The sequence below is a fragment of the Enterobacter sp. 61D5 genome, assembly GCF_034107965.1.
Taxonomy (GTDB): Bacteria; Pseudomonadota; Gammaproteobacteria; order Enterobacterales; family Enterobacteriaceae; genus Enterobacter; species Enterobacter cloacae_M.
The window spans coordinates 245,537-264,857 of record NZ_JAWNFK010000003.1 but is presented as its reverse complement, the minus strand read 5'-3'; the positions used below and the strand labels follow the sequence as shown (position 1 = coordinate 264,857).

18 protein-coding genes are annotated in these 19,321 nt (G+C 55.0%); 13 read left to right on the top strand and 5 right to left on the bottom strand.

Going from position 1 to position 19,321, the window contains the following annotated elements; translation table 11 throughout:
• The first annotated feature begins 14 nt into the window (after positions 1–14).
• The 12 genes from atpH to phoU all read left to right on the top strand — a co-directional run bounded on the left by atpH (position 15) and on the right by phoU (position 13,346).
• Positions 15–548: a F0F1 ATP synthase subunit delta gene (atpH, locus tag UTM25_RS02865; protein ID WP_023309790.1), complete on the top strand. Its 534-nt coding sequence runs from the start codon at positions 15–17 to the stop codon at positions 546–548.
• A 12-nt stretch (positions 549–560) separates the two neighbouring features.
• Positions 561–2,102, top strand: a complete 1,542-nt coding sequence (gene atpA, locus UTM25_RS02860; RefSeq protein WP_006808751.1) for a F0F1 ATP synthase subunit alpha — start codon at positions 561–563, stop codon at positions 2,100–2,102.
• A 51-nt stretch (positions 2,103–2,153) separates the two neighbouring features.
• Positions 2,154–3,017, top strand: coding sequence for a F0F1 ATP synthase subunit gamma (gene atpG / locus UTM25_RS02855; protein ID WP_008500191.1), 864 nt, complete (start codon positions 2,154–2,156; stop codon positions 3,015–3,017).
• A 31-nt stretch (positions 3,018–3,048) separates the two neighbouring features.
• The gene (gene atpD, locus UTM25_RS02850; RefSeq protein WP_006177559.1) at positions 3,049–4,431 is read left to right on the top strand and encodes a F0F1 ATP synthase subunit beta; all 1,383 of its coding nucleotides are present in this window, start codon (positions 3,049–3,051) and stop codon (positions 4,429–4,431) included.
• 20 nt (positions 4,432–4,451) lie between these two features.
• Positions 4,452–4,871 (top strand): F0F1 ATP synthase subunit epsilon, encoded by a 420-nt coding sequence (locus tag UTM25_RS02845; protein ID WP_006177560.1) that lies wholly within the window; start codon positions 4,452–4,454, stop codon positions 4,869–4,871.
• A gap of 137 nt (positions 4,872–5,008) precedes the next feature.
• Positions 5,009–6,379 (top strand): bifunctional UDP-N-acetylglucosamine diphosphorylase/glucosamine-1-phosphate N-acetyltransferase GlmU, encoded by a 1,371-nt coding sequence (gene glmU / locus UTM25_RS02840; protein ID WP_320714261.1) that lies wholly within the window; start codon positions 5,009–5,011, stop codon positions 6,377–6,379.
• A gap of 224 nt (positions 6,380–6,603) precedes the next feature.
• The gene (gene glmS, locus UTM25_RS02835) at positions 6,604–8,433 is read left to right on the top strand and encodes a glutamine--fructose-6-phosphate transaminase (isomerizing) (RefSeq protein WP_023309792.1); all 1,830 of its coding nucleotides are present in this window, start codon (positions 6,604–6,606) and stop codon (positions 8,431–8,433) included.
• 321 nt (positions 8,434–8,754) lie between these two features.
• Entirely contained in the window at positions 8,755–9,795 is a 1,041-nt protein-coding gene (gene pstS / locus UTM25_RS02830) for a phosphate ABC transporter substrate-binding protein PstS (protein WP_008500186.1), read from the top strand.
• A 128-nt stretch (positions 9,796–9,923) separates the two neighbouring features.
• The gene (pstC, locus tag UTM25_RS02825; RefSeq protein WP_023309793.1) at positions 9,924–10,883 is read left to right on the top strand and encodes a phosphate ABC transporter permease PstC; all 960 of its coding nucleotides are present in this window, start codon (positions 9,924–9,926) and stop codon (positions 10,881–10,883) included.
• Entirely contained in the window at positions 10,883–11,773 is an 891-nt protein-coding gene (gene pstA / locus UTM25_RS02820) for a phosphate ABC transporter permease PstA (RefSeq protein WP_023309794.1), read from the top strand. Before pstC ends, pstA begins: the two co-directional genes overlap by 1 nt.
• A 47-nt stretch (positions 11,774–11,820) precedes the next feature.
• Positions 11,821–12,594, top strand: a complete 774-nt coding sequence (gene pstB, locus UTM25_RS02815) for a phosphate ABC transporter ATP-binding protein PstB (RefSeq protein WP_010426574.1) — start codon at positions 11,821–11,823, stop codon at positions 12,592–12,594.
• Between the two features lie 26 nt (positions 12,595–12,620).
• Complete coding sequence (gene phoU / locus UTM25_RS02810) at positions 12,621–13,346, top strand: phosphate signaling complex protein PhoU (protein ID WP_320714259.1); 726 nt, start codon at positions 12,621–12,623, stop codon at positions 13,344–13,346.
• Positions 13,347–13,403: 57 nt separating this feature from the next.
• On the opposite strand, the gene yieH is transcribed toward phoU, so the two are convergent.
• The gene (gene yieH / locus UTM25_RS02805) at positions 13,404–14,069 is read right to left on the bottom strand and encodes a 6-phosphogluconate phosphatase (RefSeq protein WP_194401461.1); all 666 of its coding nucleotides are present in this window, start codon (positions 14,067–14,069) and stop codon (positions 13,404–13,406) included.
• Positions 14,070–14,233: 164 nt separating this feature from the next.
• On the opposite strand from yieH, the gene adeP reads away from it, so the two are divergent.
• On the top strand, positions 14,234–15,571 hold the full coding sequence (gene adeP / locus UTM25_RS02800) for an adenine permease AdeP (RefSeq protein ID WP_194401462.1): 1,338 nt from the start codon (positions 14,234–14,236) through the stop codon (positions 15,569–15,571).
• Positions 15,572–15,662: 91 nt separating this feature from the next.
• On the opposite strand, the gene UTM25_RS02795 is transcribed toward adeP, so the two are convergent.
• The 4 genes from UTM25_RS02795 to UTM25_RS02780 all read right to left on the bottom strand — a co-directional run bounded on the left by UTM25_RS02795 (position 15,663) and on the right by UTM25_RS02780 (position 19,250).
• Positions 15,663–16,229 carry an NADPH-dependent FMN reductase gene (locus UTM25_RS02795; RefSeq protein WP_194401463.1) on the bottom strand — a complete coding sequence of 189 codons (567 nt, stop codon included), beginning with the start codon at positions 16,227–16,229 and terminating at the stop codon, positions 15,663–15,665.
• 36 nt (positions 16,230–16,265) lie between these two features.
• Positions 16,266–17,012 carry a 4'-phosphopantetheinyl transferase family protein gene (locus UTM25_RS02790; RefSeq protein WP_194401464.1) on the bottom strand — a complete coding sequence of 249 codons (747 nt, stop codon included), beginning with the start codon at positions 17,010–17,012 and terminating at the stop codon, positions 16,266–16,268.
• Positions 17,013–17,134: 122 nt separating this feature from the next.
• Positions 17,135–18,106, bottom strand: coding sequence for an HTH-type transcriptional regulator YidZ (yidZ, locus tag UTM25_RS02785; RefSeq protein ID WP_029741480.1), 972 nt, complete (start codon positions 18,104–18,106; stop codon positions 17,135–17,137).
• On the bottom strand, positions 18,075–19,250 hold the full coding sequence (locus tag UTM25_RS02780; RefSeq protein WP_194401465.1) for an MFS transporter: 1,176 nt from the start codon (positions 19,248–19,250) through the stop codon (positions 18,075–18,077). The genes yidZ and UTM25_RS02780 overlap by 32 nt, the downstream gene beginning before the upstream one ends.
• Positions 19,251–19,321: the final 71 nt, after the last annotated feature.

Here is a 19,321-nt window from a genome sequence, read left to right as displayed (position 1 = left end):
GGAGGGAGGGGCTGATGTCTGAATTTGTTACGGTAGCTCGCCCCTACGCCAAAGCAGCTTTTGACTTTGCTGTCGAACACCAAAATGTCGATCGCTGGCAGGATATGCTGGCGTTTGCCGCTGAGGTGACGAAAAACGAACAAATGGCTGAGTTGCTTTCCGGTGCGTTAGCACCTGAAACTCTCGCCGCGTCGTTTATCGCCGTGTGCGGAGAGCAACTGGATGCCAACGGCCAGAACCTGATTAAGGTGATGGCAGAAAATGGTCGTCTCCGTGTGCTCCCGGATGTTCTCGAGCAGTTTGAGCACTTACGTGCCCTTAGTGAAGCAACCGCTGAAGTTGAAGTGACTTCTGCGACTGAACTGAGTAATGAACAGCTTGCGAAAATCACCGCCGCGATGGAAAAACGTCTGTCACGCAAAGTTAAGCTGAATTGCAAAATCGATAAGTCTGTAATGGCAGGCGTAATCATCCGTTCGGGTGATATGGTCATTGATGGCAGCGTACGCGGCCGTCTTGAACGCCTTGCAGACGTCTTGCAGTCTTAAGGGGACTGGAGCATGCAACTGAATTCCACCGAAATCAGCGAACTGATCAAGCAGCGCATTGCTCAGTTCAGTGTTGTGAGTGAAGCTCACAACGAAGGTACTATTGTTTCTGTAAGTGACGGTGTTATCCGCATCCACGGCCTGGCCGATTGTATGCAGGGTGAGATGATTTCCCTGCCGGGTAACCGTTACGCTATCGCACTGAACCTGGAGCGCGACTCCGTAGGTGCAGTTGTGATGGGTCCATACGCTGACCTCGCCGAAGGCATGAAGGTTAAGTGTACTGGCCGTATTCTGGAAGTGCCGGTTGGCCGTGGCCTGCTGGGTCGCGTTGTTAACACCCTGGGTGCGCCAATCGACGGTAAAGGTCCGGTTGAGCACGATGGCTTCTCTCCAATCGAAGTTATCGCACCAGGCGTTATCGACCGTCAGTCCGTAGATCAGCCTGTTCAGACAGGTTATAAGTCCGTTGATGCCATGATCCCAATCGGTCGTGGTCAGCGTGAACTGATCATCGGTGACCGTCAGACCGGTAAAACCGCGATGGCTATCGACGCCATCATCAACCAGCGTGACTCCGGCATCAAATGTGTGTACGTGGCTATCGGCCAGAAAGCGTCCACCATTTCCAACGTGGTTCGTAAACTGGAAGAGCACGGCGCACTGTCTAACACCATCGTTGTGGTAGCAACCGCGTCTGAATCTGCTGCACTGCAATACCTGGCACCATACGCCGGTTGCGCAATGGGCGAATACTTCCGTGACCGCGGTGAAGATGCGCTGATCGTATACGATGACCTGTCTAAACAGGCTGTTGCTTATCGTCAGGTTTCCCTGCTGCTCCGTCGTCCACCTGGACGTGAAGCGTTCCCTGGCGACGTATTCTACCTCCACTCTCGTCTGCTGGAGCGTGCTTCCCGCGTTAACGCGGAATACGTCGAGAACTTCACCAAAGGTGAAGTGAAGGGTAAAACGGGCTCTCTGACCGCTCTGCCGATCATTGAAACCCAGGCGGGTGACGTTTCTGCGTTCGTTCCGACCAACGTAATCTCCATTACCGATGGTCAGATCTTCCTGGAAACCAACCTGTTTAACTCCGGTATTCGTCCGGCGGTTAACCCGGGTATCTCCGTATCCCGTGTTGGTGGTGCTGCTCAGACCAAGATCATCAAGAAACTGTCCGGTGGTATCCGTACCGCGCTGGCACAGTATCGTGAACTGGCTGCGTTCTCTCAGTTCGCATCCGATCTGGACGAAGCAACCCGTAAACAGCTGAGCCACGGTCAGAAAGTGACCGAGCTGCTGAAGCAGAAACAGTACGCACCAATGTCTGTTGCTCAGCAGGGCCTGGTACTGTTCGCGGCTGAACGCGGTTACCTCGAAGATGTGGAACTGGCGAAAATCGGTAGCTTCGAAGCCGCTCTGCTGGCTTACGTCGACCGTGATCACGCTCCGCTGATGCAAGAGATCAACCAGACCGGTGGCTATAACGACGAAATCGAAGGCAAGCTGAAAGCTATCCTCGATTCCTTCAAAGCAACCCAATCCTGGTAATCGTCCGGCGGCTTGTCTCAGGACAAGCCGCCTGGCATTGAGGAGAAGCTCATGGCCGGCGCAAAAGAGATACGTAGTAAGATCGCAAGCGTCCAGAACACGCAAAAGATCACTAAAGCGATGGAGATGGTCGCCGCTTCCAAAATGCGTAAATCGCAGGATCGCATGGCGGCCAGCCGTCCTTATGCAGAAACCATGCGCAAAGTGATTGGTCACCTTGCAAACGGTAATCTGGAATATAAGCACCCTTACCTGGAAGAACGCGACGTTAAGCGCGTGGGCTATCTGGTGGTGTCGACCGACCGTGGTCTGTGTGGCGGCTTGAACATTAACCTGTTCAAAAAACTGCTGGCGGATATGAAAGCATGGTCTGAAAAAGGCGTTCAGTGCGATATCGCAATGATCGGCTCTAAAGGCGTCTCTTTCTTTAACTCCGTTGGTGGCAACATTGTCGCTCAGGTGACCGGTATGGGGGATAACCCGTCCCTGTCCGAACTGATCGGCCCGGTTAAAGTGATGTTGCAGGCCTATGATGAAGGCCGTCTGGACAGACTGTACGTTGTCAGCAACAAATTCATTAACACTATGTCTCAGGTTCCAACGCTCACTCAGATGCTGCCGTTACCGGCATCAGAAGATGACGAGCTGAAGCAAAAAGCCTGGGATTACCTGTATGAACCCGATCCGAAACCGCTGCTGGATACCCTGCTGCGTCGTTACGTTGAATCTCAGGTTTATCAGGGCGTTGTAGAAAACCTGGCCAGCGAGCAGGCCGCACGAATGGTGGCGATGAAAGCCGCGACCGATAATGGCGGCAGCCTGATTAAAGAGCTGCAGTTGGTTTACAACAAAGCTCGTCAGGCCAGCATTACTCAGGAACTCACCGAGATCGTCTCGGGGGCCGCCGCGGTTTAACCAGGTTTACGAATTACGTAGAGGATTCAAGATGGCTACTGGAAAGATTGTCCAGGTAATCGGCGCCGTGGTGGACGTCGAGTTCCCTCAGGACGCCGTACCACGCGTGTACGACGCGCTTGAGGTACAGAATGGTAACGAGAGCCTGGTGCTGGAAGTTCAGCAGCAGCTCGGCGGCGGTATCGTGCGTACCATCGCGATGGGTTCTTCCGACGGTCTGCGTCGTGGTCTGGAAGTCAAAGACCTTGAGCACCCGATCGAAGTCCCGGTAGGTAAAGCAACACTGGGTCGTATCATGAACGTATTGGGTCAGCCAATCGACATGAAAGGCGACATCGGTGAAGAAGAGCGTTGGGCTATCCACCGCGCAGCACCTTCCTACGAAGAGCTGTCAAGCTCTCAGGAACTGCTGGAAACCGGTATCAAAGTTATCGACCTGATGTGTCCGTTTGCGAAGGGCGGTAAAGTCGGTCTGTTCGGTGGTGCGGGTGTTGGTAAAACTGTAAACATGATGGAGCTGATCCGTAACATCGCGATCGAGCACTCCGGTTACTCCGTGTTTGCGGGCGTAGGTGAACGTACTCGTGAGGGTAACGACTTCTACCACGAAATGACCGACTCCAACGTTCTGGACAAAGTATCCCTGGTTTACGGCCAGATGAACGAGCCACCAGGAAACCGTCTGCGCGTTGCGCTGACCGGTCTGACGATGGCTGAGAAGTTCCGTGATGAAGGCCGTGACGTTCTGCTGTTCGTTGATAACATCTATCGTTACACCCTGGCCGGTACGGAAGTATCTGCACTGCTGGGTCGTATGCCTTCAGCGGTAGGTTATCAGCCTACGCTGGCGGAAGAGATGGGTGTTCTTCAGGAACGTATCACCTCTACCAAAACCGGTTCTATCACCTCCGTTCAGGCGGTATACGTACCTGCGGATGACTTGACTGACCCATCTCCAGCAACCACCTTTGCTCACTTAGACGCAACCGTGGTACTGAGCCGTCAGATCGCGTCTCTGGGTATCTACCCGGCCGTTGACCCGCTGGACTCCACCAGCCGTCAGCTGGATCCACTGGTTGTTGGTCAGGAACACTACGACACCGCGCGTGGCGTACAGTCCCTGCTGCAGCGTTACCAGGAACTGAAAGACATCATCGCCATCCTGGGTATGGATGAATTGTCTGAAGAAGACAAACTGGTGGTAGCACGTGCGCGTAAGATTCAGCGCTTCCTGTCCCAGCCATTCTTCGTTGCGGAAGTATTCACCGGTTCTCCGGGTAAATACGTTTCCCTGAAAGACACCATCCGTGGCTTTAAAGGCATCATGGAAGGCGAATACGATCACCTGCCGGAGCAGGCGTTCTACATGGTTGGTTCAATCGACGAAGCCGTGGAAAAAGCCAAAAAACTTTAACGCCTTAATCGGAGGGTGATATGGCAATGACTTACCACCTGGACGTCGTCAGCGCAGAGCAACAAATGTTCTCTGGTCTGGTCGAGAAAATCCAGGTAACGGGTAGTGAAGGTGAACTGGGTATTTTCCCGGGTCACGCACCGCTGCTCACCGCCATTAAGCCTGGTATGATCCGCATCGTTAAACAGTTCGGTCACGAAGAGTTTATCTATCTGTCCGGCGGCATTCTTGAAGTGCAGCCTGGCAGTGTGACCGTTCTGGCCGATACCGCTATCCGTGGCCAGGATCTCGACGAAGCGCGAGCCCTGGAATCGAAGCGTAAGGCTGAAGAGCACATTAGCAGCTCTCATGGTGACGTGGATTACGCTCAGGCGTCTGCGGAGCTGGCCAAAGCGATCGCGAAACTGCGCGTTATCGAGTTGACCAAAAAAGCGATGTAACACCGGCTTGAAAAGCACAAAAGCCAGTCTGGATACCAGGCTGGCTTTTTTTTCGGCCTTAATTCATGATGAAAAAGATGTAGAATTTTAAGCATCAAACGTTTTTACTTCACACTCAAACTACCGTCAGGATGCGTATGTCAAACAGTGCGATGAGCGTGGTGATCCTTGCCGCTGGCAAAGGGACCCGCATGTATTCCGATCTGCCTAAGGTGCTCCACACGCTTGCAGGAAAGCCAATTGTGCAGCATGTCATTGATGCAGCGAACGAGCTGGGTGCCAGTCAGGTCCACCTGGTCTACGGCCACGGCGGCGATCTGCTTAAAAAGACGCTGAGCGATGACAAGCTCAACTGGGTGCTTCAGGCCGAACAGCTGGGCACAGGCCATGCGATGCAGCAGGCTGCGCCTTTCTTTGCAGATGACGAAGACATTTTGATGCTCTACGGCGATGTCCCGCTGATCTCCGTTGAAACTCTGACTCGCCTGCGTGAAGCCAAACCGCAGGGCGGCATCGGTTTGTTGACCGTCGTGCTGGACGATCCAAGCGGTTATGGCCGCATCACCCGTGAAAACGGCAACGTCACAGGTATTGTTGAGCACAAAGATGCCAGCGACGAACAGCGCCAGATTCAGGAGATCAACACCGGTATCCTTATTGCCAACGGCGCGGATATGAAGCGCTGGCTGTCCAGACTCGACAACAACAACGCGCAGGGTGAATACTACATCACCGACATCATTGCGATGGCGTACCACGAAGGGCGTGAAATTGCCGCCGTTCATCCGGCGCGCATCAGCGAAACGGACGGCGTGAACAACCGCCTTCAGCTCTCCCGTCTTGAGCGTATTTATCAGTCCGAGCAGGCCGAAAAACTGCTGCTGGCGGGCGTGATGCTGCGCGATCCGGCGCGTTTCGATCTGCGTGGTTCGTTATCTCACGGGCGTGACGTTGAAATTGATACGAACGTTATCCTCGAAGGTCACGTCACGCTGGGCAATCGCGTCAAAATTGGCGCCGGCTGCGTGATTAAAAACAGCGTCATCGGTGACGACTGCGAAATCAGCCCATACAGCGTGGTGGAAGACGCCCGTCTGGATACGGCATGCACCATCGGCCCGTTTGCGCGTCTGCGCCCGGGCGCTGAGCTGCTGGAAGGCGCTCACGTGGGTAACTTCGTGGAGATGAAAAAAGCGCGTCTGGGTAAAGGCTCGAAAGCCGGTCATCTGACCTATCTGGGCGACGCGGAAATTGGCAATAACGTGAATATTGGTGCAGGGACTATTACCTGTAACTATGACGGCGCGAATAAGTTTAAAACCATCATCGGTGACGACGTGTTTGTTGGATCCGATACGCAGCTGGTGGCGCCTGTTACCGTGGGTAACGGGGTGACCATTGCCGCGGGAACAACCGTTACGCGCGATGTTGCCGAGAACGAGCTCGTTTTAAGCCGCGTTCCGCAGGTCAGCAAGCAGGGCTGGAAACGCCCGGAGAAGAAAAAGTAACAACAAGGCGGGTGGTGCTACGCTTACCCGCCCTACGATTGAGTAGGCCTGATAGGCGTAGCCGTCATCAGGCAAACCCGGGAGAGGAGATAAATATATATTTCCCCCCATAAGCAGTACCCATAAAAATAACCCCACTCTCTACAAGGCTCGGGGCGCCCGGAAAGGGAAAATACAGGTCAGCGACAACGCAGGCATAATGCCTAAATTCGGAATCTAAAATTATGTGTGGAATTGTTGGCGCAGTTGCGCAGCGTGATATTGCTGAAATCCTTCTCGAAGGTTTACGTCGTCTGGAATACCGTGGTTACGACTCAGCCGGTCTGGCTGTCGTCGATGCAGAAGGTCATATGACCCGTCTGCGTCGTCTCGGTAAAGTGCAGATGCTGGCCCAGGCTGCGGAAGAACATCCGCTGCACGGTGGTACCGGTATTGCGCACACCCGCTGGGCGACGCACGGCGAACCGTCTGAAGGTAACGCGCACCCGCATGTGTCTGAACACATCGTGGTCGTGCACAACGGCATTATCGAAAACCACGAACCGCTGCGCGAAGAACTGAAAGCGCGCGGCTACACCTTCGTCTCTGAAACTGACACCGAAGTGATTGCTCACCTGGTGCACTGGGAGCTGGAGCAGGGCGGCACGCTGCGTGATGCGGTGCTGCGTGCTATCCCTCAGCTGCGCGGTGCGTACGGTACGGTGATCATGGATTCCCGCGATCCGTCAACGCTGCTGGCCGCGCGTTCCGGTAGCCCGATGGTTATCGGTCTGGGCATGGGCGAAAACTTCATCGCTTCTGACCAGCTGGCGCTCCTGCCGGTTACCCGTCGCTTTATCTTCCTCGAAGAGGGTGATATCGCGGAAGTGACCCGTCGCAGCGTGACCGTCTTTGATACCAAAGGCGAGCAGGTGAAACGTCAGGAGATCGAATCGAATCTGCAGTACGACGCGGGCGACAAAGGCGCTTACCGTCACTACATGCAGAAAGAGATTTACGAGCAGCCAAACGCCATCAAAAACACCCTGACCGGGCGCATCAGCCACGGTGAAGTGGATCTGAGCGAGCTGGGCGCAAACGCGAACGAACTGCTCGGCAAGGTCGAGCACATTCAGATCGTGGCCTGCGGCACCTCCTACAACTCCGGTATGGTCTCTCGCTACTGGTTTGAATCCCTGGCAGGCGTGCCGTGCGATGTGGAAATCGCGTCTGAATTCCGCTATCGCAAATCCGCGGTGCGTCGTAACAGCCTGATGATCACCCTTTCCCAGTCTGGCGAAACGGCGGATACGCTGGCCGCGCTGCGTCTCTCTAAAGAGCTGGGTTACCTGGGCTCTCTGGCCATCTGTAACGTCCCGGGCTCCTCGCTGGTGCGTGAATCCGATCTGGCGCTGATGACCAAAGCGGGTACTGAAATCGGCGTCGCCTCCACTAAAGCGTTTACCACTCAGCTGACCGTTCTGCTGATGCTGGTGGCGAAGCTGGCGCGTCTGAAAGGTGAAGATGCGTCCGTTGAGCATGACATCGTTCACGGCCTGCAGGCGCTGCCGAGCCGTATTGAGCAGATGCTGTCTCAGGACAAACGCATTGAAGCGCTGGCGGAAGATTTCTCTGACAAACATCACGCCCTGTTCCTGGGGCGTGGCGATCAGTATCCGATTGCGCTGGAAGGCGCGCTGAAGCTGAAAGAGATCTCCTACATTCACGCTGAAGCCTATGCGGCAGGCGAGCTGAAACACGGCCCGCTGGCGCTGATTGACGCGGATATGCCGGTCATCGTTGTGGCACCAAACAACGAACTGCTGGAAAAACTGAAATCTAACATCGAAGAAGTGCGCGCCCGCGGCGGTGTTCTGTACGTCTTCGCCGACAAAGATGCCGGTTTTGTCAGCAACGACAACATGCACATCATCGAGATGCCGCATGTGGAAGAGGTTATCGCACCAATCTTCTACACCGTTCCGCTGCAGCTGCTGGCCTATCACGTTGCCCTGATCAAAGGCACCGACGTTGACCAGCCGCGTAACCTGGCGAAATCGGTTACCGTAGAATAATCCCTTCAGGCTCCACCTTCGGGTGGAGCTTTTTTATCCCGCCCGGCTTGTTTTTCATCAATCCTTTCTCGTTTTTAATAATGACAATTTGTCATCTTCAGCTACTTTTTTCAGTGTCACATAAAGAAAATATTTCTGAAAACGACTTGTCATAAAAGTGGCTAACTAGATGAAAATTAATCTTTCTTTTGCTGATTTTTAAGTAAAATTAACGTTGTCATAAAACTGTCATAATTCGTACATTTATCTGTCACCTGTTTGTCCTATTTTGCTCATCGTAGCCACTAAACAACGATTTACGAAAATCTTGCAGGAGACATTATGAAAGTTATGCGTACCACTGTCGCAACTGTTGTCGCCGCGACCTTATCTCTGAGCGCGTTCTCTGTATTTGCAGAAGCAAGCCTGACTGGCGCTGGTGCAACCTTCCCTGCGCCGGTGTATGCCAAATGGGCAGATACCTACCAGAAAGAAACCGGTAACAAGGTTAACTATCAGGGTATCGGCTCCTCCGGTGGCGTTAAACAAATTACCGCGAACACTGTTGATTTCGGTGCATCAGACGCTCCGCTGTCTGATGACAAGCTGGCTCAGGAAGGCCTGTTCCAGTTCCCTACCGTGATCGGTGGTGTGGTTCTGGCCATCAACCTGCCAGGCGTGAAGTCGGGTGAGCTGGTGCTGGACGGCAAAACGCTGGGTGACATCTACCTGGGCAAAATCAAAAAATGGGATGACGAAGCGATCGCTAAACTCAACCCAGGCCTGAAGCTGCCTTCTCAGAACATCGCCGTGGTTCGCCGCGCGGATGGTTCCGGTACCTCTTTCGTGTTCACCAGCTACCTGGCAAAAGTGAACGAAGAGTGGAAATCTAAAGTCGGCTCCGGCTCTACCGTTAACTGGCCAACCGGTCTGGGCGGCAAGGGTAACGACGGTATCGCCGCGTTCGTACAGCGTCTGCCTGGCTCGATTGGTTACGTAGAGTATGCGTACGCCAAGCAGAACAACCTGTCCTACACCAAACTGGTTTCAGCCGACGGCAAACCGGTTAGCCCGACCGAAGAGAACTTTGCTAACGCGGCAAAAGGCGCTGACTGGAGCAAATCCTTCGCGCAGGATCTGACTAACCAGAAAGGCGAAGGTGCGTGGCCAATCACCTCTACCACCTTCATCCTGGTTCACAAAGAGCAGAAGAAACCTGAGCAGGGCGCCGAAGTGCTGAAGTTCTTCGACTGGGCGTACAAAAACGGCGGCAAACAGGCTAACGCCCTGGATTACGCCACCCTGCCGGACAACGTGGTTGAGCAGATTCGCGCTGCATGGAAAACCAACGTGAAAGACAGCAGCGGTAAAGCGCTGTACTAACAGGATATATTTAACGAAGATGGCGGGTGGCGCTGCGCTTACCCGCCCTACGGTTTAAGCTGTAGGCCCGGTAAGCGTCAGCGCCACCGGGCATATTCGTAAAAACGTCTCAAACAGAAGAGTAATTTATGGCTGCAACCAAGCCTGCATTTAACCCTCCGGGTAAAAAAGGTGACATGATTTTCAGCGCGCTGGTGAAACTGGCTGCGCTGATTGTGCTATTGCTGCTGGGCGGCATTATCGTGTCTCTGATTTTCTCCTCATGGCCGAGCATCCAGAAATTCGGTTTTTCCTTCCTGTGGACCAAAGAGTGGGACGCGCCGAATGACATCTACGGTGCCCTGGTGCCGATTTACGGCACGCTGGTGACCTCGTTCATCGCCCTGCTGATTGCGGTTCCGGTGAGCTTTGGTATTGCCCTGTTCCTGACGGAGCTGGCGCCGGGCTGGCTGCGACGCCCGCTGGGTATTGCCATCGAACTGCTGGCGGCTATTCCAAGTATCGTTTACGGCATGTGGGGTCTGTTCATCTTTGCTCCGCTGTTCGCAACGTATTTTCAGGAACCGGTCGGTAACGTGCTTTCCGCTATTCCGTTTGTGGGTGCCCTGTTCTCTGGCCCGGCTTTCGGTATCGGCATTCTGGCGGCAGGTGTGATTCTCGCCATCATGATTATTCCGTACATTGCGGCGGTCATGCGCGATGTCTTCGAACAAACGCCGGTGATGATGAAAGAGTCGGCCTACGGCATCGGCTGCACCACCTGGGAAGTGATCTGGCGCATTGTCCTTCCGTTCACCAAAAATGGGGTGATCGGGGGCGTGATGCTGGGCCTGGGTCGTGCGCTGGGTGAAACCATGGCGGTCACATTTATCATCGGTAACACCTACCAGCTCGACAGCGCGTCGCTCTACATGCCGGGTAACAGTATTACCTCGGCGCTGGCGAATGAATTTGCGGAAGCGGAATCCGGACTGCACGTGGCGGCGCTGATGGAGCTGGGTCTGATTCTGTTCGTTATCACCTTCATCGTTCTGGCGATTTCCAAGCTGATGATTATGCGCCTCGCTAAAAATGAGGGGGCACGCTAATGGCAACTCTCGAAATGCAAGCTACCGCTGAACTGGCGGAATCCCGCCGAAAAATGCAGGCCAGACGCCGCATGAAAAACCGAATTGCCCTGTCGCTCTCTATGGCGACGATGGCATTCGGCCTGTTCTGGCTGGTCTGGATCCTCTTCTCGACGGTCGTTCGCGGGATTGACGGGATGTCACTGTCGTTGTTCACCGAAATGACGCCGCCGCCGAACACGGCGGGTGGTGGCCTGGCGAATGCCCTGGCGGGCAGCGGCCTGCTGATCCTCTGGGCGACGGTCTTCGGCACCCCGCTGGGCATCATGGCGGGCATCTACCTGGCAGAATACGGTCGTAAATCCTGGCTTGCCGAAGTCATTCGCTTCATCAACGACATTCTGCTGTCTGCACCTTCTATCGTCGTGGGTCTGTTTGTTTACACCGTGGTGGTGGCGCAGATGGAACACTTCTCCGGCTGGGCGGGCGTGATTGCCCTGGCGCTGCTGCAGGTGCCGATTGTTATTCGAACCACCGAGAACATGCTGAAACTGGTGCCGGACAGCCTGCGTGAAGCGGCTTATGCGCTGGGTACGCCGAAATGGAAGATGATCTCTGCGATTACGCTGAAGGCGTCTGTCTCCGGAATCATGACCGGTATCCTGCTGGCGGTTGCGCGTATCGCGGGTGAAACGGCGCCGCTGCTGTTTACGTCTCTCTCCAATCAGTTCTGGAGCACGGACATGATGCAGCCGATCGCCAACCTGCCGGTGACGATCTTTAAATTTGCGATGAGCCCATTCGCTGAATGGCAGCAGCTGGCCTGGGCCGGGGTGCTGATCATTACCCTTTGCGTACTGTTGCTGAACATTCTGGCGCGCGTCATTTTCGCGAAGAAGAAACACGGTTAATTTTTTACGGCGCGGCAGCTCGCGGCGCCGAATGAGGAAATGAGTCAATGAGTATGGTTGATACTGCCCCGGGTAAGATTCAGGTTCGTGATTTGAACTTCTACTACGGCAAATTCCATGCCCTGAAGAACATTAACCTGGATATCGCGAAGAACCAGGTCACGGCATTTATCGGTCCGTCCGGCTGCGGAAAATCCACGCTGCTGCGTACCTTTAACAAAATGTATTCGCTCTATCCGGAGCAGCGTGCTGAAGGTGAAATCATCCTGGACGGCGAAAACATTCTGACCCAGGCTCAGGATATCGCCCTGCTGCGCGCCAAAGTGGGGATGGTGTTCCAGAAACCAACGCCGTTCCCGATGTCCATTTACGACAACATCGCGTTTGGCGTTCGCCTGTTTGAAAAACTCTCCCGTGCCGATATGGACGAGCGCGTGCAGTGGGCTTTGACCAAGGCAGCATTATGGAACGAAACCAAAGATAAGTTGCACCAGAGCGGTTACTCTCTCTCCGGCGGTCAGCAGCAGCGTCTGTGCATTGCGCGCGGTATCGCTATTCGCCCGGAAGTGTTGCTGCTGGATGAGCCGTGTTCAGCGCTGGACCCGATCTCAACCGGCCGTATTGAAGAGCTTATCACCGAGCTGAAGCAGGATTACACCGTGGTTATCGTGACCCATAACATGCAGCAGGCTGCACGTTGTTCCGATCACACGGCGTTTATGTACCTGGGCGAGTTGATTGAGTTCAGCGATACGGACGCGCTGTTCACCAGGCCCGCGAAGAAACAAACCGAAGATTATATTACTGGCCGCTACGGTTGATTTGCCTTAGTGCATGTGGAGAAACCATGGACAACCTCAATCTTAATAAACACATTTCCGGCCAGTTCAACGCAGAGCTGGAAAGCATTCGCACCCAGGTAATGACCATGGGCGGCATGGTCGAGCAGCAGCTTTCTGATGCGATTACGGCAATGCACAACCAGGACAGCGAGCTGGCGAAGCGCGTCATTGAAGGCGACAAAAATGTCAACATGATGGAAGTCGCTATCGACGAGGCCTGCGTGCGCATTATCGCGAAACGTCAGCCGACGGCGAGCGACCTGCGTCTGGTGATGGCGATCATCAAAACCATCGCCGAGCTGGAGCGTATTGGTGACGTTGCGGATAAAATCTGTCGTACCGCGCTGGAGAAGTTCTCTCAGCAGCACCTGCCGCTGCTGGTGAGCCTTGAGTCGCTGGGCCGCCACACCGTGCAGATGCTGCACGACGTGCTGGATGCCTTTGCGCGTATGGATCTGGACGAAGCGGTGCGTATCTACCGTGAAGACAAGAAGGTCGACCAGGAGTATGAAGGCATCGTGCGTCAGCTGATGACCTACATGATGGAAGATTCACGTACGATCCCAAGCGTACTGACCGCCCTGTTCTGCGCGCGCTCTATCGAGCGTATCGGCGACCGCTGCCAGAACATTTGCGAATACATTTTCTACTTCGTTAAAGGTCAGGACTTCCGTCACGTGGGCGGCGACGAGCTGGACAAGCTGCTGGCGGGTAAAGATCCGAAAGAGTGAGTTTTCCCCTCACCCTAACTCTCTCCCACAGGGAGAGGGTCGGGGTGAGGGGAAAACTCAGCGAGTAATATCCCACCCGCGAGCCTTCCACAGTTCCGGCAGCTGTGCCAGATCGGTAAAGGTCGTCACGTTTGGATGATCGATCGGCTTGTTGTGCGGATCGGCGCAGAAGTAAAACACCTCCATCCCCGCATCAATCCCCGACTGCGCGCCCGCAGACGAGTCATCCACCAGAATGCAGTTTTCTACGTTGACGTTCATCGCTTTTGCCGCATGGAACATCAGCGCCGGGTCTGGCTTCCAGCGCTGGATATCGTAGCCGCTGAACAGTTTTTCCGGGAAATGGTGCAACATCTCAAGCTTGCCCAGCGAGTGCTGCATTTTGCTGACCGGGCCGTTAGAAACGACGCAGACTGGCACCGTCATCGCATCCAGCAATGCGTTAGCCCCGGAGATTACCTCCAGCTCGGAGTCGAACAGGCGTGCGACCTCGGCGCGATACACCGGTTCCAGATCGGCTTTCGCCAGATCCACACCGTGTTCTTCGTTAATGATGTCGATGATCTCGTAGAGCTTCACGCCCTTAAAGCGTTTAAACACCTCTTCGAGTTCCAGCGTAATGCCAAATTCCTGGAACATGGTGACATACGCGCGGGAACAAATGACCTCACTGTCGACCAGCGTACCGTCGCAGTCGAAAAATACCGCTTCAATTCCGGACATGCCTTTCCCTTTTAACAAGTTTAACGTTTACGTACGGCAGTTCGCCGGGACGCAATCGTTGCCGTATAAGCAAAATCAATGAAAAAAGTATCACGTAACCGCCACTATTGTCGCATTTTGGTATAGGATAGCGACGAATTTTCCCTCCTTGTTCGGAATTGATGATGAGTCAACAACACACTACCCAGACGTCTGGTCAGGGTCTGCTTGAGCGCGTTTTTAAACTGCGCGAGCACGGCACAACGGCACGCACCGAAGTGATCGCTGGTTTCACCACCTTCCTGACGATGGTCTATATCGTTTTTGTGAACCCTCAAATTCTGGGCGTCGCTGGCATGGATACCAGCGCCGTCTTCGTTACAACCTGTCTGATCGCGGCCCTTGGCAGCATTCTGATGGGGGTGTTCGCTAACCTGCCGGTTGCGCTGGCACCGGCGATGGGCCTGAATGCGTTCTTCGCATTCGTGGTTGTTCAGGCGATGGGGCTGCCGTGGCAGGTTGGCATGGGCGCCATCTTCTGGGGCGCGGTTGGCCTGCTGCTGCTGACCATTTTCCGCGTGCGTTACTGGATGATTGCAAACATTCCCGTGAGTCTGCGCGTGGGCATCACCAGCGGTATCGGTCTGTTCATCGGGATGATGGGGCTGAAAAACGCCGGCGTTATCGTGGCGAACCCGGATACGCTGGTGAGCATCGGTCACCTGACCTCTCATAACGTGCTGCTGGGCGTGCTGGGCTTCTTTATCATCGCGATCCTGGCTTCCCGCAATATTCACGCGGCGGTACTGGTCTCCATCGTGGTCACCACCCTGCTGGGCTGGATGCTGGGTGACGTTCACTATAACGGTATTGTCTCCGCGCCACCGAGCGTCTCTACCGTGATTGGTCACGTCGATCTGGCGGGTTCCCTGAATCTGGGCCTGGCGGGCGTAATTTTCTCCTTCATGCTGGTCAACCTGTTTGACTCCTCCGGTACGCTGATTGGCGTGACCGACAAAGCGGGCCTGGCGGATGAGAACGGAAAATTCCCGCGCATGAAGCAGGCGCTGTTTGTGGACAGCGTCTCCTCTGTGACCGGCGCTTTTATCGGAACCTCGTCCGTTACCGCGTACATTGAATCTTCTTCCGGCGTGTCCGTGGGCGGCCGTACTGGCCTGACGGCGGTGGTCGTGGGTATTCTGTTCCTGCTGGTGATCTTCCTCTCTCCGCTGGCGGGTATGGTTCCTCCGTATGCGGCAGCCGGCGCGCTGATCTATGTGGGTGTGCTGATGACCTCCAGCCTGTCACGCGTGAAGTGGGATGATTTAACCGAAGCGGTACCGGCGTTTATTACCGCCGTGATGATGCCGTTCAGCTTCTCGATTACCGAAGGTATCGCGCTTGGCTTTATCTCTTACTGCGTAATGAAGATCGGTACCGGCCGCTTCCGCGACCTCAGCCCATGCGTGATTGTTGTGGCGCTGCTGTTTGTGCTGAAGATTGTGTTTATTGATGCCAAATAAACAACAAGCCCTTTTCGAAGAAAAGGGCTTTAGTGTTTGCACCCTCTCCCGTGGGAGAGGGCCAGGGTGAGGGCATCAGGCCGCAATAAGCTTACGCTTTCACCCTCTTAATATAATCCCCAAACGCCGTCAGCTGACCAGACAGATGATCGCGCGTGCTCTGATCCACCACTACACCCGTTTGCGGGTCGACCTTGTTCTGAATCACACCACCCATAAATTCCGGCTTGTTCATGACCATCGCGTCCAGGAATACCAGGATCTGGCGCAGATGATACTGACAGCGCGCGCCGCCAATCGCGCCCATTGAGCTGGTCTGGATCAGCACCGGCTTGCCTGACAGCGGCTGCTCAGGCAAACGGGACAGCCAGTCGATGGCATTCTTCAGACCACCCGGAACCGAGTAGTTATACTCCGGCGTGACGATGACTACGCCGTCGGCCTGGCGGATCTGCTCTGCCAGCGCCTCAACGCTCTGCGGGAAACCCTCTTCCTGCTGTACGTCAGCGTCATACAGCGGAATATCGCCAATAGACGGCAGGGCGCTAATTTCCATTCCTGCCGGTGCCAGCTGTGGCAGCGTGCGGGCAACCATCCCGTTAAATGAACCTTTGCGCAGGCTTCCCAGTAACGTAACTACTTTCAACGTATCAGACATGATTACTCCTGTTTCATCATGATGACCCTGATCGGATCAGCTAAGGGTGAATGCTTTTTCTGCCGGTAAACTGGTTAAACGCATCAGGCGTGCTGCGGGCTCGTTGGCGCGCTCGGGCACATCAGGAAGGCTACGCCATCCCTGTTGGCTGTCAAATTCCCAGATTTTCATGCGTTCGATGGCGGGGGTAACCGCAATGGACCAAATGAGCACATCCTCTGCGTCGCTGAGTGCCTCTACCAGCGTGGCCTGAGCGGCACGCAGACGTCCGGAGCCTGGAAGCAGTTGCAGCATGCTGGCGTCGTCTGAGGCGCATCCACAGAGCTTGCGAATGCTCTGGCGCAGGGTAATGAGCTGGGCTCGGGCTTCGACAGGATCGTTCTGGTTGCGTACCCACAGCCTCTCATTGCTGGAGAGCGGATAGTCTTCATGCGCATTACCGCCATGGAAGCTGCGCGTCGCGCGTTGAAGTTCCATATCCAGCCCACAATCCCCTTCAGTGGTCAGCGCGACGCCAATGATATTGCCCGCGTAGGCAATTGAAAAACGAGGGAGATCCGGGTCGGCAAAGACCGGGCGGCCTTCGGGTTGGGTAATGATGTCCGGCAGCTCGCTGGTGCCGTACAGCATAAACAGCAGTTCTGCGAGAAGCGCTCTGGACGCTAAAAACCGCGTTCTGCGGTGTTCCGGAAGAGTGAGTGCTTCACTGTGACAGGCTGAAGAAATTCTTGCCGATACGAGACGTCCTTCCGTAAGTATCCCTCTTGCAAAGTGCGTAGCCATTTTTCGCTCCTTGATAATGGTCGTAATCGGTTAAACGGTTACATGATTATCGCTTAACTTGACTCCTGTTTTAATCAGTAAATGGGAGTAAGAGAAGCCTTAGGACCGAACTTTACATTTTCTTAGGCAAAAATTGGATCGCTGGCACCGTACAGCGCCTTAATGGTTTCCCGCAGCCAGAGGATTTTCGGATTATGGCTGTTCCGTTTATGCCAGATCAGCGTGAAGGGAACGGTTAGCTTTTCAGCCTGCGCTTCGTCAATGGGAATGGGCAGCGCGATCAGCTTCCGCTGGTGGAGTTGATTGTAGTGATGGCAGTAGTGCGGAGCCGTGGCGATATAGTTATGGCCGGGCTGGGCTGCCATAAACATCGATTGCTCAAAGCCCGGCACGCTCATGGCAATGTTTCTCTCCCGACCCATCTCCTTTAGCACTTCGTCCAGTGCCCAGGTGTCGCTGCGTTCCCAGAAGATGCTGATGTGCGGGTAGCGCAGGAAGGTTTCGAGGTTCCATTCATCCTGAAGCGCGGGGTGATCCTCACGCAGATACACGCACGGACGGTCGCTGAACAGAATCTCATAGTCGATGAACCACGGCATTAGCTTCAGCAATTCACGCGAGCGCGGGTGCGTTTCGCGTCCGGTGAATCCCAGATCCACCTCTCCACGCGTAATGGCGTCCAGCGAGTCATAATCCCAGTGACGCATCTTCACCGTCGCCTGCGGATAGCGCTGGTTAACCTGCTCCAGCAGAGCGTTAAAGCGGATCAGCATCAACGGCGTTTCGGCGGCCAGCACGAACGTTAGCCCGCCCGGGGAATCATGGTGGAATTTATCGAGGATCTGGTTGCCGATTTGCATCCAGTCGGCCAAATCCTGCTCCAGGCTTACCGTCAGCGGGGTCGGCAGCAGCCCCAGCGGCGTTTTGACAAACAGCGGGTCGTCAAACCAGTCGCGCAGCTTGGCCAGCGATTTACTCACCGCAGACGGCGTCACGTTCATCCGTTTCGCCGCTTTGGTGACGCTGCGCTCCTGCAGCAAAAGCTGCAGGCACAGCAACAGGTTAAGATCGAGACTGCTGATGGGCTTCTTCATAATGCGCCGCGGGCTGGATGACCATAAGTAAGGTGATGCACAGTATGCTACAGCCAATCAGAACCCCGATCAGCATATTCAGCGCGTTAAGCCCGATGACCGCCGCCATCCAAATCCACAGCGACGAGCCGCAGACCTGCGCAATTCCCAGCACCGAGCTTGCCACGCCTGCCCGCAGCGAAAAGGGGCCAAGCGCCTGGCTCATCGCCACGCCAAAGCCAACCGAAAACCCGGCACAAATAAGGGTAATACCCGCCAGCATCACCGGATGCGAGCTGGTGGTTGCCAGGATCGCGCCTGCCGTGAGGAATAAAACCTGTGAGGTCAGCATCAACGCACGCTGGCTGAAAACATTTAGCGCAAACGGGGTGGAGAACGAGACCGCCATACTGACCATGGCGGTTAATGCCATCACCGTTGAATACTCACCGCGATCGAAGCCCATGGTCTCCATCAGCAAAACCGGGGAAACGTTTACATAGGTCAGGATCACCGCCACGCTTAACGTGGTCACGGCCAGACGACTGAGGAAAAAGCGGTTAAGCAGCTTCTCGGCTGGGTGAATGGTTGCGGTATGACCGGTATTCTGCGAGCCCGGGTGGGTCTCTTTCAGCACGGCGATGGACAGGATAAACACCAGCGCGCCCATCGCCGCCATGGTCCAGAACAGGCTCTGCCACGGGAATTTCAGCATGATCAGATATCCCACGACCGGGGCCAGCACCGGGATGATGCAGGTAATACCGTTCAGCATCGAAAGCACTTTGGCGCGACGCTGGGCGCTTAAGGTGTCGCGCAAAATGGCAAACGCGACGACGTAGCAGCCACCGGCGCCAATGCCCTGAATAAACCGTCCTGTCAGGAACAAGGTGCTGCTTTGCGCCTGTGAGCAGAGAAGAGAGGCAAGGGCAAAAATGATGGCGCCCGTTATGGCGACAGGCTGACGGCCTGCTTTATCCGCGATTTTCCCGGCAAACAGCATCGACGACGCCATCCCCGCGAGGTAGGCCGAAAACGCGATGTGCAGCTGCGCCTCGCTGGCGCCCAGATCGCGGGCGATGTGCGGCAATCCCACCAGATACATATCAATGCCGGACGGATAAAGCAGAACTAATGCGAAACTACAAAACAGAAAACGCGCCATAAACCCCCCATAGATGCAGGCATGCAGGATAGGGGGATAAAGAGGATTAGGCGAGTTGCCATTTGGACAAT